The following is a 14,744-nucleotide window of genomic DNA, read 5'->3' on the forward strand; positions in this document are numbered from 1 at the left end:
CCATTTCGGCAAGTCCGGACCTTGGTACCACGCCATCGCCCATGGCGAGGATCATCGACCCGTGGTGTCCGACCGCCCGCGCAAATCCTCCGGGTCCGAAACCACCTTCCTGGAGGATTTGACGGAGCCGGCGGCGGTAGAGCAGGGCGTGCTGTCCATGGCGGATGAGGTTTGGGCCTGGTGTGAGAAGGCCCAGGCCTTCGGCCGCACCGTGACGGTGAAGATCAAGTACGGCGACTTCCGCCAGGCCACGCGCAGCCGCACCCTGGCCGCCCCCGTGGTGTCGCAGGAGACGTTGCGCACCGTCAGCGTCGATCTGGTGCGCACCGTCTATCCCCTGCCCACCGGCGTCCGCCTGCTGGGTGTCACGGTATCCAGTTTCGAGGCGGCGGGCCCCCCGGCGCAGTTGGAGTTCGGGTTCTGACCCCCGCGCGTCCGCCCGCGCTGGGCGGGGCTTAGCCGGCCACAGCCGCGACCGCGTCCCCGATGACCTGGGCCACCGCGTCCGGCATCGACAGCAGGGACAGGTGGCTGGCCTTCAGCTCCGTGGTCTTGGCCTTCATCTGCAGGGCCAGCGTGCGCTGCAGTTCGACACTGACGATGCGATCCTCGCTGGAGACGATGTACCAAGTGGGACGGCTGGACCAGGCGGCCTGGGTGATGGTGTCGGTGAAGGTGCGGCCTGCCAGCGGCGGCTGAAGCACGGCCAGCACCCGGGCCTCCTCCTCCGGCAGGTCCTGGCCCACATCCTGCACCCAGCCGTCGACGCTCAAGGTCAGGAAGCCGGTGCCGTCATCAATGATCTTGCCCAGGGCTGGTGGGGCGGCATGCGCGCCGACCAGGTCGCCGGTGCTCTGGCCCACCCCCGGGGCGAAGGCGGCGACATAGACCAGCGCCTTCACCTTCGGGTCGTTGCCGGCTTCGGTGATCACCGTCCCGCCCCAGCTGTGCCCAACCAGTACGACGGGGCCGGGAAGGGTGTTCAGCACCCGCCGCGTCGCGGCCACATCGTCGGCGAGGGAGGTGGTGGGGTTCTGGACGGCCACGACGGGCAGGCCAGCCTTCAGCAGCCGACGGATGACAGGCTGCCAGCTTGAGCCGTCGGCCCAGGCGCCATGCACCAGCACGACGGTGGGGGCGCCAGTGGGGGTGGCGGCGGAGGAGGGGGGGATGGCCATGGGCGTCAACTCCTGGTCAAGGGCACCGCTTGGTGCGGTCGCCCCATCTCTAGGCGGAGGGTCGATCCCGGTATTGTCGAATCCTCAAGGCGTTGGTGTTTTCGTTTGCAATTTCGCGGGCGCAGGCTTCCTGGCGGATTATTACGCTGCTGACACTAATGAAGTGTCGAGTGTGGGAATTCTCCTCAAGAGCCGATTGAACGACCCTCTGGTCGTCAGCCCGGGAATGGACCCGGGCGCGAAATCGGGAACCAGATCATGAAGCTCTATCATCATCCCCTGTCGGGTCACGCGCACCGGGCGCGCTTGTTCCTGTCGCTGCTGGGCCAACCCCATGATCTGGTCGAGGTCGACCTGATGGCGGGCGCGCACAAGACGCCGGAATTCCTGGCGCTCAACCCCTTGGGCCAGGTGCCGGTGCTGGTGGATGAGGACACCGTCGTCTCCGACTCCAACGCCATCCTGGTCTATCTGGCCCGCAAGCTGGGCCGCACCGACTGGCTGCCGGAGGATGCCCAGGGGGCCGCCGCCGTCCAGCGCTGGCTGTCGGTCGCGGCGGGCGAGGTGGCCTATGGTCCGGCGGCCGCACGCCTCGTGACCCTTTTCGGCTCCAAGCACAATCCGGAGGAGGTCATCGGCCGGGCGCACGCCCTGTTGACGACGCTGGACGCCTGGCTGACCACCCGCGACTGGCTGGCGGCCAGCCATCCCACCATCGCCGATGTGGCGCTTTACAGCTACGTGGCCCGCGCGCCGGAGGGCAATGTCGACCTGTCGCCCTATCCCCGCGTCATCGCCTTCCTGCGCCGTATCGAGGCGCTGCCGGGCTTCGTCCCCTTTGCCGAGTCGGCGGTGGGGCTGTCGGCGGTGAAGTGATGGGGGCCAAGTGACGGATACATCCCGGGCGCGCCATCCGGCGCGCCCTCGGCGAGAGGGGGAGGCGACCATGGCTGGCAGGGCGACTGAGGGGGCGACTGACGGGACGTTGACCAAGCTGGCGGTTTGGCATGCCGGCGAACGCGCGATCCAGGAACGGGTGGGCGTGGCGGAGAGGATGGCGGCGGTGGGGCAACGGGTGATCCGCGACCACCTGCCCGACCAGCATCGCGACTTCTACGCCCAGCTCCCCTTCATCGTGGCGGGCAGTGTCGACCATCGTGGCGACACCTGGGCCACCCTGCTGGCCGGGCGGCCGGGCTTCATCACCGCGCCGACGCCCCGGTCGCTGGTGATCGACGCCCGCCCCGACCCCACGGACCCGGCCGCCGACGGTATCAGGGACGGGGAGGCCATCGGCCTGCTGGGCATCGAGCTGCACACCCGCCGCCGCAACCGGGTCAATGGCATTCTGCGGTCCGGCCCCGGCCCCTTCCATTTCCAGGTCGACCAGAGCTTCGGCAATTGCCCGCAATACATCCAGCTGCGCGACTATCGTTTCGTGCGCGACCCGGTCGACATGTTCACGGGCCCGGTGCTGGAGAGCGACGCGCTGGATGCCGAGGCACGGCGCATGATCGCGGCGGCCGACACCTTTTTCGTGGCCTCCTACGCCGAGCGGGACGACCGCCGTCAGGTTGACGTCTCGCATCGTGGCGGCAAGGCGGGCTTCGTCCGCGTGGCTGAGGACGGCACGCTGACCATTCCGGATTTCGCCGGCAATTTGTTCTTCGCCACGCTGGGCAACATCCTGGCGAACGGCAGGGCCGGGCTGGTGTTCATCGACTTCGACACCGGCGACATGCTGCAATTGAGCGGCGATGCCCAGGTGATCCTGGACGGTCCCGAGGTCGCGGCCTTCCAGGGGGCGGAGCGTTTGTGGACCTTCCGGGCCCGCCGGGTGGTGCGGCGGCCCGGCGCCTTCCCGCTGCGCTGGGATTTCCAGGAGGACGGCTGGTCGCCCAATGCGCTGATGACCGGCGACTGGGCCCAGGCCGCCGACCGGCTGCGCGCGGTGGACCTGGCCACGCGCTGGCGGCCGTTCACGGTCACCCGCATCGTGGAGGAGAGCGCCAGCATCCGCTCCTTCCATCTGATGCCGGCCGATGGCGCCGGCCTGATCCCGCACGCGGCGGGGCAGCACCTGCCCATCCGGCTCAGCCTGCCGGGCGCGGACAAGCCGGTGATCCGCACCTACACCCTGTCCGTGGCGCCGTCCGATACCGTCTATCGCATCAGCGTCAAGCGGGACGGCCTGGTTTCCAGCCACCTGCACGATCACGTCCAGGTGGGCGACATCATCGAGGCGCGGGCGCCCGCCGGTGCCTTCACCATCGACGCCCGGCAGACGCGACCCGCCGTGCTGCTGGGCGGCGGCGTGGGCATCACGCCCATGCTGGCCATGCTGCGCCATGTGGTTTACGAGGGCCTGCGGATGCGGGGCGTCCGGCCGACGACCCTGTTCCATGCCGCCCGGTCCAAGGCGGAGCGCCCCTTCGACACCGAACTGGCGGAGCTGGCGGCGGTGGCTCGCGGGGCGGTGCGCGTCGTCCGTGTGCTGAGTGACACCGCCGACGCGCAAGAGGGCGTGGACTATGACGCCGCCGGCCGCATCGACATGGCCCTGTTGGGCCGTGTCCTGCCCTTCAACGATTATGATTTCTACCTGTGCGGCCCGGGGCCCTTCATGCAGGCGCTCTATGACGGCCTGCGCGGCCTGAACGTCGCCGACGAGCGCATCTATGCCGAGGCGTTCGGCCCGTCCGCCCTGGTGAGGACGACGCCGGTCACCGCCCCCGTTCCGCCGCGCGCGCCGCCGGCGACCGCGCCCGTGCCGGTGGTCTTCACCCCGTCGGTGAAGGAGGCCCGCTGGACACCGGAGTCGGGGACCCTGCTGGAGTTGGCGGAGGCGCGCGGCCTCAGCCCCGCGTTCAGTTGCCGGTCCGGAACCTGCGGCAGTTGCCGGACCAAGGTGCTGTCGGGGGCGGTCAGCTATGTGACGGAGCCCACGGCGCCGGTGGCGGCGGATGAGGCGCTGATCTGCTGTTCCGTTCCGGCCGCGCCGGCCGAGGGCGCCGGGCCGCTTGAACTGGCGCTTTGATGCGCGGCTGGAGAATCACGAAGCTTTTCCTGCCGACGCCGGATGCCTCTAATGGAGCTGGCTTTGGTTCGGTTGATGGGGCGGCGGAGGACGGGGGCTATGGATCGCTGGCAGGCCATGCGTATCTTCGTGAGGGTGGCGGAGGCGGAGAGTTTCGCCGCCGCCGCGCGTGCCCTGCATCTCAGCGCCCCGGCGGTGACCCGCACCGTGGCGGCGCTGGAGGAAGCCATCGGCACCCGGCTGTTCGTGCGCACCACGCGGTCGGTCAAGTTGACGGAGGCGGGCGGCCGCTATCTGGATGATTGCCGGCGCATCCTGGCGGACATCGTGGAGGCGGAGGCCGCCGCCGCCGGGTCCTATGCCACACCCTCCGGAATGCTGACCGTCACGGCGTCCCTGCTGTTCGGGCAAATGTACGTGCTGCCCATCGTGACGGAATACCTGGACACCTATCCCGCCATGACGGCGCGCACCTTCTTCGTTGATCGCCCTGTGAACATCGTGGAGGAGGGCATCGACGTGGCTGTCCGCATCGGCCGCCTGCCGGATTCCGGTTTCACCGCCATCCGCGTGGGATCAGTCCGCCGGGTGATCTGCGGCGCGCCCGCCTACTTCGAAAAGCACGGGGTGCCCCGGACGCCGACCGACCTGAAGGACCACCGCATCGCCGCCTCCACCAGCGCCTGGGCGTCACCCGAATGGCGCTTCGCGGGGGACCAGCGCGTCCTCCTGCATCCCGTCCTGTCCTGCAACACCAACGAGGCGGCGATCACCGCCGCGACCGAGGGCTGGGGCCTGACCCGGGTGCTGCACTATCAGGTGGGGCCGGCGCTGCGGGAAGGCCGGCTGCGCACCGTGCTGGACGAGCATGAGGAGCCGCCACTGCCCATCCATGTGCTGCATCCCGAGGGGCGGCACGCGCCGGCCAAGGTCCGCGCCTTCATTGACCTGGCGGTGGACCGCCTGCGCGGCAATCGCCTGTTGAACTGATCCGGCACCTCAAAGCCCGCCGCGCCGCCGCAGTTCGTCGCGCTTGGCCGCCACCTCGGCGCGGGCGCGCTGCACAGCCTCCATCTCGGTCGCCGCCAGCAGCCCTTCGATGACGCGGCCCAGATGGTCGCGCATCGCGGCGCGGGCGGCTTGGCCATCGCGGGCGGCCAGGCTGTGCAGGATGCGCTGGTGCTCCTCCACCCTAGGCTGGTCGCCCACGGTGCGGGCGCGTTCCAGCATGGCCATGCACAGCGGCGACTGGTAGCGCATGTCCCACAACTGCTCGACCACCCCGACCAGCGCGGTGTTGCGCGTGGCGCGGGCGATCGCCAGGTGGAAGCGGCGGTCGGCCTGCTCCCCCACGGCGTTGCGCGCGTTCTCCTCCCCAATCTCGGCCACCAGGGCGGCGAGTTCCGTCAGCTCCTGGTCCGTGATGGTGGTGGCCGCCAGGGCGGCCACCTCGCCCTCCACCAGGCGCCGCGCCTCGGTCAGTTCGAAGGCGCCGATGTCCAGTTCCGCCGCCGCCTCGCTGGCCGGCGCCTGGTCGGTGACATAGATGCCGGAGCCGTGCCGCGCCTCCACCAGGCCCAGGATTTCCAGGGCGATCATGGCCTCGCGCACCGTGGGGCGGCTGACATCGAAGGTTTCCGCCAGGTCGCGTTCGGAGGGCAGGCGCTGGCCGGGGGCATGGACGCCCTGGCGGATATCGGCGGCGATGGCGTCGGCGACCTGGCGGTACAGCCGCGGGCCGCTGGCGGGAAGGGGCAGCATGGGGACGCTCTGACCGGATGAAGGACGGCGGAGGCCAGGATAGGGCAGGGGGCGTCCCCGGCGCCAGTCCAATTTCGCCATATTGACAGGCCTCTTTCCCTATGAAAGACATGATTGGTCAGGCCAATTTGCCGCTGAAGGGTGGACCCGATGTTGAAGATCAAGGACGCGCGGGTGGTGGTCACCTGCCCGGGCCGGAATTTCGTGACGCTGCGCATCGAGACGGCGGACGGCGTCTACGGCCTGGGCGACGCCACCTTGAACGGGCGGGAGCTGGCGGTGGCCAGCTATCTGACCGACCACGTCATCCCCTGCCTGATCGGCCGGGACGCCCACCAGATCGAGGACATCTGGCAGTACCTGTACAAGGGGGCCTATTGGCGCCGCGGTCCCGTGACCATGTCGGCCATCGCCGCGGTGGACATGGCGCTGTGGGACATCAAGGCCAAGGCGGCCAACATGCCCCTGTACCAATTGCTGGGCGGCGCCTGCCGCACCGGCATCATGGTCTATGGCCATGCCAACGGGCAGACCGTCGAGGAGACGGTGGAGGAGGCGCTGAAATACCGGGCCATGGGCTACAAGGCCATCCGCCTGCAATCCGGCGTGCCCGGTCTGCCGTCTACCTACGGCGTGTCGAAGGACAAGATGTTCTATGAGCCGGCGGACGGGGCGCTGCCGACCGAGACGGTCTGGTCCACCGCCAAGTACCTGCGCGCGGTGCCCCAACTGTTCGAGGCGGCGCGCCTGGCCCTGGGCGAGGATGTGCACTTGCTGCACGACGTGCACCATCGCCTGACGCCCATTGAGGCGGCGCGCCTGGGCAAGAGCCTGGAACCCTATCGCCTGTTCTGGATGGAAGACCCGACGCCGGCGGAAAACCAGGAGGCGTTCCGTCTCATCCGCCAGCACACGACCACCCCCCTGGCGGTGGGGGAGGTGTTCAACAGCATTTGGGACGCCAAGGATCTGATCCAGAATCAGCTGATCGACTATATCCGCGCCACGGTGGTGCATGCCGGCGGCATCACCCACCTGCGCCGCATCGCCAACCTTGCCGACCTGTACCAGATCCGCACCGGCTGCCACGGCGCCACCGACCTGTCGCCGGTGACCATGGCGGCGGCCCTGCACGTCGGCCTGTCCATCCCCAACTTCGGCATCCAGGAATACATGCGGCACACGGCGGAGACGGATGCCGTCTTCCCCCATGCCTACACCTTCCAGGATGGCTGCCTGCACCCGGGTGATGCGCCGGGCCTGGGTGTGGACATGGATGAGGCGTTGGCCGCGAAATACCCCTATAGCCGCGCCTTTCTGCCGGTGAACCGGCTGGAGGACGGCACCCTGCACAGCTGGTAAGGTCCTGGCGCCCTTTCCTTCGCCCCCCGGCGTTCTATCCTTTTAGCGGCGCGCCGAATGACAGGGGGGCACAAGGCGGTATCATCTGGTATGACCACTTCGCCGGCGCCGCCGTGGCGGCGATGGGCCGGCCGCCCGTTGGGAAGATGCCTGAGGAAGCAACCATGTCGTCTCGTACCCTCCGCCTGAATGCCACGCGCCTTCGCCGTATCCCGGCGGTGGCTGCCATCGTCCTGGGGGTGGTGAGCGGGGCGGCGAGCGGGGCCTGGGCGGCGGACCGGGCCGACCTGCCGCTGGGTGCCGGGTGGCGGTTCCATCAGGGTGACGTCGCACCGGGGAAGCAGGGGGGGCCAGAGGCGCCGGCCTTCAACGACAAGGGCTGGGCCACCGTCTCGCTGCCCCACACCTGGAACCATCTGGGAGGGACCGCGCGGCGCACGGCCGACTACAACGCCACCCGGGGGGCGGGCTGGTACCGCCTGCGCTTCACCCCGCCGGCCAGTTACGCGGGCCGCAAGGTCTGGCTGCAGTTCGACGGCGCCAGCATCAATGCCGAGGTTTGGCTGAACGGCGTGAAACTGGGCGCGCACCAGGGCGCCTTCGGCCGCTTCCGCTTCGACGCCACGGCGGCGCTGAAGCTGGGCAAGCCCAACGTCCTGGCCGTCCGCACGGATAACTCCAGCCCGGCGGTGGCGGGGTCGCCCACGGCGGAGGTCATTCCCATGTCGGGTGACTTCTTCCTGTTCGGCGGCCTGTACCGCGCGGTGTCGTTGATCGCCACCGATCCGGTGCACATCGACATGATGGATTCTGGCGGGCCGGGGGTCTATGCCCACACCGCCTCCCTCGATGGGGCCGCCGGCATTGAGGTGAACAGCCGGGTGAAGAACGACGGCGCCAAGCCGCAGCCGGTGGTGATGAAGACCGCCATCGTCGATGCCGCCGGCGCCACCGTGGCCAGCGACAGCCAGCCCTTGACCGTGGCGCCCGGCGCGGTGGCGGAACCGCAGCAGACCCTGACCGTGCCCAACCCGCACCTGTGGGACGGCCGCGGCGACCCCTACCTCTATCATGTGGTGACGCGGGTGGAGACGGCGCAGGGCCAACTGTTGGACCAGGTGACCCAGCCCCTGGGCATCCGCAGCTTCCGCTTCGACCCGGACCAGGGCTTTTTCCTGAACGGCAAGCATGTGGCGCTGCACGGCGTCTCGCGCCATCAGGACCGGCCGGGCAAGGGCTGGGCCATCAGCCCGGCCGACCAGGCGCAGGACATGGACATCATGCTGGACCTGGGCATCAACACCCTGCGACTGGCCCACTACCAGCACGACCAGGCCATCTACGACCTGGCGGACAAGGATGGGGTGGTCGTCTGGGCCGAGATTCCCCTGGTGAACCGCACCGCGCCGGAAACGCCGGAGGGGGACACGGGCGTGACATCGCCCGGCTTCGCCGCCAACGCCGAGAGCCAGCTGCGTGAGCTGATCAAGCAGAACTACAACCACCCCAGCGTCGTCACCTGGTCCATCGGCAACGAGGTGAACCTCATGGCCGCCGCCGGCCATGGCGTCAGTAACGCCCGGCCGCTGCTGACGCGCCTGAACCAGGCGGCGTATGAGCTGGACCACACCCGTCCCACCACCATGGCCGACTGTTGCGAGCCGTGGCCCGACCAGCCCAAGCCGGGCGTGGACGTGGTGGCGGAGATCACCGACCTCCTGGGCTACAACCGCTATCAGGGCTGGTACTACGACAAGGCGGAGGATTTGGGCCCGGTGCTGGACCGGCTGCACGCCCTGCACCCCCGCCTGCCGCTGGCGGTCAGCGAATACGGTGCCGGTGGCGCCCTGTCGCAGCATACCGACCAGGTGCAGGCCGGCGCCAGCCAAGGGGGCGTCGTCTATCCCAAGGGCCATTTCCATCCCGAGGACCTGGAAAGCCGCCTGCATGAGATCTGGTGGGCGCAGCTCAAGGCGCGTCCCTACCTCTGGGGCACCTTTATCTGGACCATGTTCGATTTCGCCAGCGACAGCCGGACGGAGGGCGACATGATCGACACCAACGACAAGGGCCTTGTGTCCTATGACCGCACGGTCAAGAAGGACGTGTTCTTCTTCTACAAGGCGGATTGGAGTGACCAGCCGGTGCTGCACCTGAACGGCCGCCGCTATGTCGACCGCGCCTATCCCGTGACCGACGTCGAGGCCTACAGCAACGCGGCGACTGCGCGCCTCACCCTGAACGGCCGCGATCTGGGGGCCGCGGCCTGCCCCGACCACGTCTGCCGCTGGCCGGCCGTACACCTGGACGCCGGCGACAACGTCTTGACCGCCATGGCCGAGATCGAGGGCCAATCGGTGAGCGACAGCATCACCTGGCGCTTCGCCGGCAAGCCGGACGAAATCCACATCCGGGCCGGCGCGTCGGCCGGTCTGACCAGTGCCACCGGCGCCCGCTATGGCTCCGACGCCTTCGCGACCGGGGGCGAGCCGCATGACCGCAACCCGGCGCCGGAGCAGGGACGGCCGGACAAGACCATTCCCCCGGTCACCGGCACGTCCGATCCTACGCTGTACGAAACCTATCGGGCGGGCGCGTTCGGCTATCGCGTCCCGGTGCCGGCCGGCCGCTATCAGGTCACGCTGCGCTTTGCCGAGCCCATGCTGGCGCCGGGTGCGCGCGTGTTCGACGTGGCCGCCAACGGCCATGTCGTGCTGCAGCACCTGGACGTGGCGGCGGAGGCCGGCGGCCCCCTGGCGGCGCTGGACCGGACCGTGACGGTCGAGGTGACGGGCGACGACGGCCTGGCCCTGGACTTCCGCCCCGTCACCGGCCCGGCGCTGGTGTCCGCCATCGACGTGGTGCCGGCGCGGTGAGCGGGGTGGAGACGCCCAGGCCCCGCCGGCGGCGGGCGGTGGCGGGCGACGGCCGGCTGGCCGTGGCTTCGGCCGTTCCAGAGGCTGGTGTCCCGGACATTCCGGCCTGGACACTGGCCCGGGCGCCCACCATCAACGACGTGGCGCGCCTGGCCAAGGTGTCGAAGAAGACGGTGTCGCGGGTCATCAACCAATCGCCCCACGTCCACGACGCCACCCGGGCGGTGGTGGACGCGGTGGTGGCCCGCATCGGCTATGTGCCCAGCCCGCAGGCGCGGGGTCTGGCCATCAACCGGTCCTTCCTGCTGGGCCTGATCTACGACAACCCCAACGCCCAGTACATCGTGAACGTCCAGGGCGGCATCCTGGAAGCCTGCCACCGCGAGGGGTTCGAGCTGGTGGTCCATCCCTGCCGCCAGGTGGCGCCCGGCTTCCTGGCGGAGGTGAAGACCTTCGTGCAACGGCAGAACCTGGACGGCGTCATCCTGGTGCCGCCCTTGTCGGAGGATGCGGCCCTGGTGGCCCTGCTTCGGGCCATCGGCTGTCGTTACATGCGCCTGATGTCGGTGCCGCTGGATGAGCCCGAGGCCATGGTGCTGCACACCGACCGCACCGGTGCCGCGGAGGTGGGCGCCCACCTGGCCCAGCTGGGCCATACCAAGGTGGCGCTGATCACCGGACCGCAGGGCTATCGCTCAACGCACGAGCGGCGCGAGGGCTTCCTGGGCGCCCTGGCCCAGCACGGCGTGACGGTGCCCGATCCCTGGATCGTGGAGGGCCTCTACACCTTCGAGACGGGAGAGGCGCGCGGGGTGGAACTGCTGGCGGGCCCCAACCGACCCACCGCCATCTTCGCCAGCAACGACGAGATGGCGGCCGGCGTCTACAAGGCCGCCTATCGCCTGGGCATCAGCATCCCGCGCGAGCTGACGGTGGTGGGCTTCGACGACACGCCCTTGGCGTCGCGCATGTGCCCGGCCCTGTCCACCGTGCGCCTGCCCATCCACGACATGGGCCGCCTGGCGGCGGAGCGCCTGATCGGCCGTATCAATGCGGCCGGAGAGGGCGGTGCCAAGGCTAAGCTGGCCCAGCCCCTTACCGTGACCCCCCGGCTGGTGGTGCGCGAGTCCTCGGCCAGCCCGATCTAAAAGTCGGTGCCCGGCAGGTCCACCGGCAGGCTGGCGGTGTCGCTCAAGTTGACGCGCAGGGCGCCGGACAGGGACGGGGCGGCCAGCGCCACCTCCGACTGGCCTTCGGCACGGGCGGTGGCCAAGGCGGCCTGGTTGAAACGGCGCACGCTGTCGCTGGCGGCATCCACCTGGGCGCCGCTGACGATGGGTCGGATATATTCCGCGCCGACGAGGACCTGCAGCGCCTGGATCTGGTCGGCGGCCGTCCACTCGTTCAGGGGCGGCACGCCCACCAGGTCGTCGTAGGTGGTGGCGCCGGCCGCCAGGCGATCCAGCAGCGGCCCGAAGATGCCTTCATGCAGGGCCACATCGCCGAAGGACCGCGGCACCACCATCGGGCAGTCATCCCGCCGGCGGGCCAGGGCATAGCGTGTCTCGCGGTGGGCGGCGACCAGGGCGTTCAGGCTCAGGGGCGCCAGGTCGCAGGCGTAGATGTCGCGGCGGAACTGGCGGTTCAGCGCCATGTCGCGCACGCCCTCGCGCAGCAGGGCCGTGGGCATGGCCGCCATCAGGGCGCGTGGCTTCTCCGGCACGGCCAGCAGGGGCACGTTGTCGGCGGCGGTGCCGGACCCGATGAAGCCGGCGCCATGGTTGGCCATGAAGGTCGCCATCTCCTTATGATAGAAGACGCGCCAGTATTCGTTCAGGTACTCGTGCACCACATAGGCGGCGTCCAGGGTCTCAATGGACTGCAACTGCTGTTCAATCGCCGGGTTGGAGTCGAAGTAGAGCGCACCCGTGTCGGCCAATTGCCGCAGGAAGGCGCGAACCTTGTTCACCCGTTCCTCCACCGTGCCGGTGGTGACGGCGTAAGCGTCCACCATCAGGGCGCGGATGGGCATCTTGCCGGCCCAGCCCGGCTGGCAGTTGTAGCTGGCGTAGACGATGCCGCCGGGCTTCAGCCGCCGGCGGATGACGGCGCCGATCTCCCGCCGCACCGTCTCGCTGACCCAGCTCATGATGCCGTGCATGACGATGAAGTCGCAGTCGGCGATGGGGCCGTTCTCCTCCGTCGCCAGGTCCTGGAAGCTGGAGGCGCTGAAACCGGCGTTGTCGATGCCGGCGGTGCGACGCAGGTTCTCGGCGCTGTGGATATGCACCGGGTTGAAGTCCACACCCATGAAGTGGCCCTGCGGGAACAGGCTGGCGAACAGCAGGGGGCTGTAGCCGTGGCCGCAGCCCAGGTCCAGGTAGCGGAAGGGCCGGTCCAGGCGGGGCGCCTGGTAGCCGCACTGCAGCGCGGCGTAGGCGATCGAGGCCGGGTTCAGTTCCTGGTAATAGCGGCGCAGATAGGCGATGCCCGTTATGTAGCGATGCACGTCGTCCTGCACGACGCCCTCGGGCGTGCCGCCACCGGGGATGGCCTTGTTGCCGCTCATAGACCGCGGTCCTTCGCGCTTAATGTTGATTCTTAAGGCAGACCTTGGCCCCAGGCGTTGGCGCTGTCGAGAATAAAAAGAGACCACCGCTCCAAAGCGCACCCGAAACATGGCCGGCCAGCGGATTCGGCGTATCACGTCAAAGGGTAACAGAGCGCTTATAAACTGTGACCCTATGGTTGAATACTGCGAGCTCGATAGCATTTACGGTGAATTTTATGAATCTCGCCCTCCGCCCCAAATTGTTGGCCGCCTTCGGTGGCCTGTTACTGCTGACCATCGTCATCAGTCTGCTTTCCTTGTGGAAGATCGGCACCATCAACAGCGCCGCGGTGGAGATCCGCACCCTGTGGCTGCCGTCCATCGACGCGATCGGTGACATGAAGGCCTACACCGCCCGCCAGCGCATCGCCGCCAGCCGGGTGGTGGTCGCGGCCGACGACGCGGCGCGGGGAGAGGCCATCAAGCTCTACGGCAAGCAGACGGCGGACCTGGCGGCGGCCCTGCAACGCTTCGACGCCATCGGCGTGACGGGAGAGGCGGCCGCCCTCTATGGCAAGTACCAGGCGCTGCGCGGGCCTTACGAAGCGGCCATGACCGCCGCCTTCGAGATTGCCAAGCAGAACCGCGAGCAGGCGGAAAAGGTCATGAACGGCGAGATCGTCCAGACCTTCCGCAAGGTGCAGGAGGCGTTGGAGGCGCTGGCCACCTACGACCGGCAGGGGGCGGCCAAGGCCAACGAGGTGGTGCAGACGGCCTACAGCCACGCGCTGTGGAGCATCGTGATCGCGGCGCTGGTGGCGGTGGCGCTGTCCATGGCCGCCGTGCTGTGGCTGGACCGGGATGTGGCGCAGCCGCTGGCCCGGCTGGCCAGAATCATGCGCCGCCTGGCCGACAAGGATTATGGTTTCGCCCTGGAGGGCACGGCCCGTGGGGATGAGGTGGGCGACATGGCCCGCGCCATCGACGTGTTCCGCACCGGCATGCGGCAGGTGGATGAGCTGGCCGCCGCCCAGGCGGCGGAGGCCGCGGCCAAGACCGAACGGGCCAACCGGGTGGACGCGCTGGTGCAGACCTTCGACACCGATGTCGCCCACACCCTGCAGTCGGTCAGCCAGGCCTCCACCGGCCTGCATGAGACGGCGGAGAACCTGACCCGCATCGCCGATACCGGCGCCCGCGACGCCGTGGCGGTGGCCAGCGCCTCGGAACAGGCGGCGGCCAATGTTCAGACGGTGGCCGTGGCGGCGGAGGAATTGGGCGCCAGCATCGGGGAAATCGGCCGCCAGGTGGCGGTGTCCGCCACCATCGCCGCCAAGGCGGTGGCGGAGGCGTCGCGCACCAACGTCGCCGTCAGCAGCTTGACGGAGGCCGCGCAGCAGATCGGCGCCGTGGTGGCGCTGATCAGCGACATCGCCGGCCAGACCAATCTGTTGGCCCTGAACGCCACCATCGAGGCGGCCCGCGCTGGCGAGGCGGGCAAGGGCTTCGCCGTCGTGGCCAGCGAGGTGAAGGCCCTGGCCAACCAGACGGAGCGGGCCACCAGCGACATCCGCCAGCAGATCGAATCCATGCAGGCCGCGACGGGGCAGGCCGCCGGCGCCATCGCCGCCATCGGCCAGACCATCGGGGAAATCGACCACATCACCACCACCATCGCCGCGGCGGTGGAGGAGCAGGGGGCCGCCACCCAGGAGATCGCCCGCAACGTGGCCGAGGCCGCCCGGGGCACCAGCGAGGTCAGCGCCGGCATGAACGGCGTGCGCGAGGTGGCCGGGGAAACCGGCAGCGTGGCGGGTGAGGTGCTGATGGCCGCCGACGACCTGTCCGCCCAGGCGGAAACCCTGCGCACCCGTGTTTCCACCTTCCTGGCGGCCCTGCGCGCCGCCTGATGAAAAGTCGGACCTTGAAAGGCCGGCGCTCCGGGTGGAATGGTTCGGCGACAACAGGATAAAGGCCCC

General features: G+C 69.3%; 11 protein-coding genes (1 of these 11 cut by a window edge). 8 read left to right on the plus strand and 3 right to left on the minus strand.

Annotation, left to right across the window (positions count from 1 at the left end; all coding sequences use genetic code 11):
- Positions 1-424 carry the 3' portion of a DNA polymerase IV gene (dinB, locus tag ULB03_RS08180; protein WP_322482689.1) on the plus strand. 650 nt of this gene lie to the left of the window's left edge, so only the last 424 of its 1,074 coding nucleotides appear in the window; the start codon falls outside the window, past its left edge; the stop codon is at positions 422-424.
- A gap of 31 nt (positions 425-455) precedes the next feature.
- Here the strand turns inward: dinB and ULB03_RS08185 are convergent, their stop codons facing one another.
- Positions 456-1,178: an alpha/beta fold hydrolase gene (locus ULB03_RS08185; protein WP_322482690.1), complete on the minus strand. Its 723-nt coding sequence runs from the start codon at positions 1,176-1,178 to the stop codon at positions 456-458.
- A 258-nt stretch (positions 1,179-1,436) separates the two neighbouring features.
- Here ULB03_RS08185 and ULB03_RS08190 point away from each other — a divergent pair, with 258 nt between their 5' ends.
- The 3 genes from ULB03_RS08190 (at position 1,437) to ULB03_RS08200 (ending at position 5,205) form a co-directional block, all read left to right on the plus strand.
- The gene (locus tag ULB03_RS08190; protein WP_322482691.1) at positions 1,437-2,054 is read left to right on the plus strand and encodes a glutathione S-transferase family protein; all 618 of its coding nucleotides are present in this window, start codon (positions 1,437-1,439) and stop codon (positions 2,052-2,054) included.
- Between the two features lie 70 nt (positions 2,055-2,124).
- The gene (locus tag ULB03_RS08195; protein WP_322482692.1) at positions 2,125-4,215 is read left to right on the plus strand and encodes a 2Fe-2S iron-sulfur cluster-binding protein; all 2,091 of its coding nucleotides are present in this window, start codon (positions 2,125-2,127) and stop codon (positions 4,213-4,215) included.
- 117 nt (positions 4,216-4,332) lie between these two features.
- A complete protein-coding gene (locus ULB03_RS08200) occupies positions 4,333-5,205 on the plus strand; it encodes a LysR family transcriptional regulator (RefSeq protein ID WP_322482693.1) in 873 nt (290 codons plus the stop codon).
- Positions 5,206-5,214: 9 nt separating this feature from the next.
- On the opposite strand, the gene ULB03_RS08205 is transcribed toward ULB03_RS08200, so the two are convergent.
- The gene (locus ULB03_RS08205; RefSeq protein ID WP_322482694.1) at positions 5,215-5,976 is read right to left on the minus strand and encodes a FadR/GntR family transcriptional regulator; all 762 of its coding nucleotides are present in this window, start codon (positions 5,974-5,976) and stop codon (positions 5,215-5,217) included.
- A 150-nt stretch (positions 5,977-6,126) separates the two neighbouring features.
- Between ULB03_RS08205 and manD the strand changes: the two genes are divergently transcribed.
- From manD to ULB03_RS08220, 3 genes are all read left to right on the plus strand, one after another.
- The gene (manD, locus tag ULB03_RS08210; RefSeq protein WP_322482695.1) at positions 6,127-7,338 is read left to right on the plus strand and encodes a D-mannonate dehydratase ManD; all 1,212 of its coding nucleotides are present in this window, start codon (positions 6,127-6,129) and stop codon (positions 7,336-7,338) included.
- Between the two features lie 164 nt (positions 7,339-7,502).
- The gene (locus ULB03_RS08215; RefSeq protein ID WP_322482696.1) at positions 7,503-10,214 is read left to right on the plus strand and encodes a glycoside hydrolase family 2 TIM barrel-domain containing protein; all 2,712 of its coding nucleotides are present in this window, start codon (positions 7,503-7,505) and stop codon (positions 10,212-10,214) included.
- A complete protein-coding gene (locus tag ULB03_RS08220; protein ID WP_322482697.1) occupies positions 10,211-11,362 on the plus strand; it encodes a LacI family DNA-binding transcriptional regulator in 1,152 nt (383 codons plus the stop codon). The genes ULB03_RS08215 and ULB03_RS08220 overlap by 4 nt, the downstream gene beginning before the upstream one ends.
- Here ULB03_RS08220 and ULB03_RS08225 read toward each other — a convergent pair.
- On the minus strand, positions 11,359-12,783 hold the full coding sequence (locus ULB03_RS08225) for a class I SAM-dependent methyltransferase (protein WP_322482698.1): 1,425 nt from the start codon (positions 12,781-12,783) through the stop codon (positions 11,359-11,361). The genes ULB03_RS08220 and ULB03_RS08225 overlap by 4 nt on opposite strands.
- Before the next feature lie 218 nt (positions 12,784-13,001).
- Here ULB03_RS08225 and ULB03_RS08230 point away from each other — a divergent pair, with 218 nt between their 5' ends.
- Positions 13,002-14,675, plus strand: coding sequence for a methyl-accepting chemotaxis protein (locus tag ULB03_RS08230; RefSeq protein WP_322482699.1), 1,674 nt, complete (start codon positions 13,002-13,004; stop codon positions 14,673-14,675).
- The last annotated feature ends 69 nt before the right edge of the window (positions 14,676-14,744 follow it).

The organism is Nitrospirillum goiasense (genome assembly GCF_034427435.1).
In the GTDB taxonomy this organism is placed as follows: Bacteria; Pseudomonadota; Alphaproteobacteria; order Azospirillales; family Azospirillaceae; genus Nitrospirillum.

Bases quoted from the DNA above. Each gene is read 5' to 3' on its own strand.
- ULB03_RS08185 (WP_322482690.1), bottom strand. From the start codon at position 1,178: ATGGCCATCCCCCCCTCCTCCGCCGCCACCCCCACTGGCGCCCCCACC.
- ULB03_RS08190 (WP_322482691.1), top strand. From the start codon at position 1,437: ATGAAGCTCTATCATCATCCCCTGTCGGGTCACGCGCACCGGGCGCGC.
- ULB03_RS08195 (WP_322482692.1), top strand. From the start codon at position 2,125: ATGGCTGGCAGGGCGACTGAGGGGGCGACTGACGGGACGTTGACCAAG.
- ULB03_RS08200 (WP_322482693.1), top strand. From the start codon at position 4,333: ATGCGTATCTTCGTGAGGGTGGCGGAGGCGGAGAGTTTCGCCGCCGCC.
- ULB03_RS08205 (WP_322482694.1), bottom strand. From the start codon at position 5,976: ATGCTGCCCCTTCCCGCCAGCGGCCCGCGGCTGTACCGCCAGGTCGCC.
- manD (WP_322482695.1), top strand. From the start codon at position 6,127: ATGTTGAAGATCAAGGACGCGCGGGTGGTGGTCACCTGCCCGGGCCGG.
- ULB03_RS08215 (WP_322482696.1), top strand. From the start codon at position 7,503: ATGTCGTCTCGTACCCTCCGCCTGAATGCCACGCGCCTTCGCCGTATC.
- ULB03_RS08225 (WP_322482698.1), bottom strand. From the start codon at position 12,783: ATGAGCGGCAACAAGGCCATCCCCGGTGGCGGCACGCCCGAGGGCGTC.
- ULB03_RS08230 (WP_322482699.1), top strand. From the start codon at position 13,002: ATGAATCTCGCCCTCCGCCCCAAATTGTTGGCCGCCTTCGGTGGCCTG.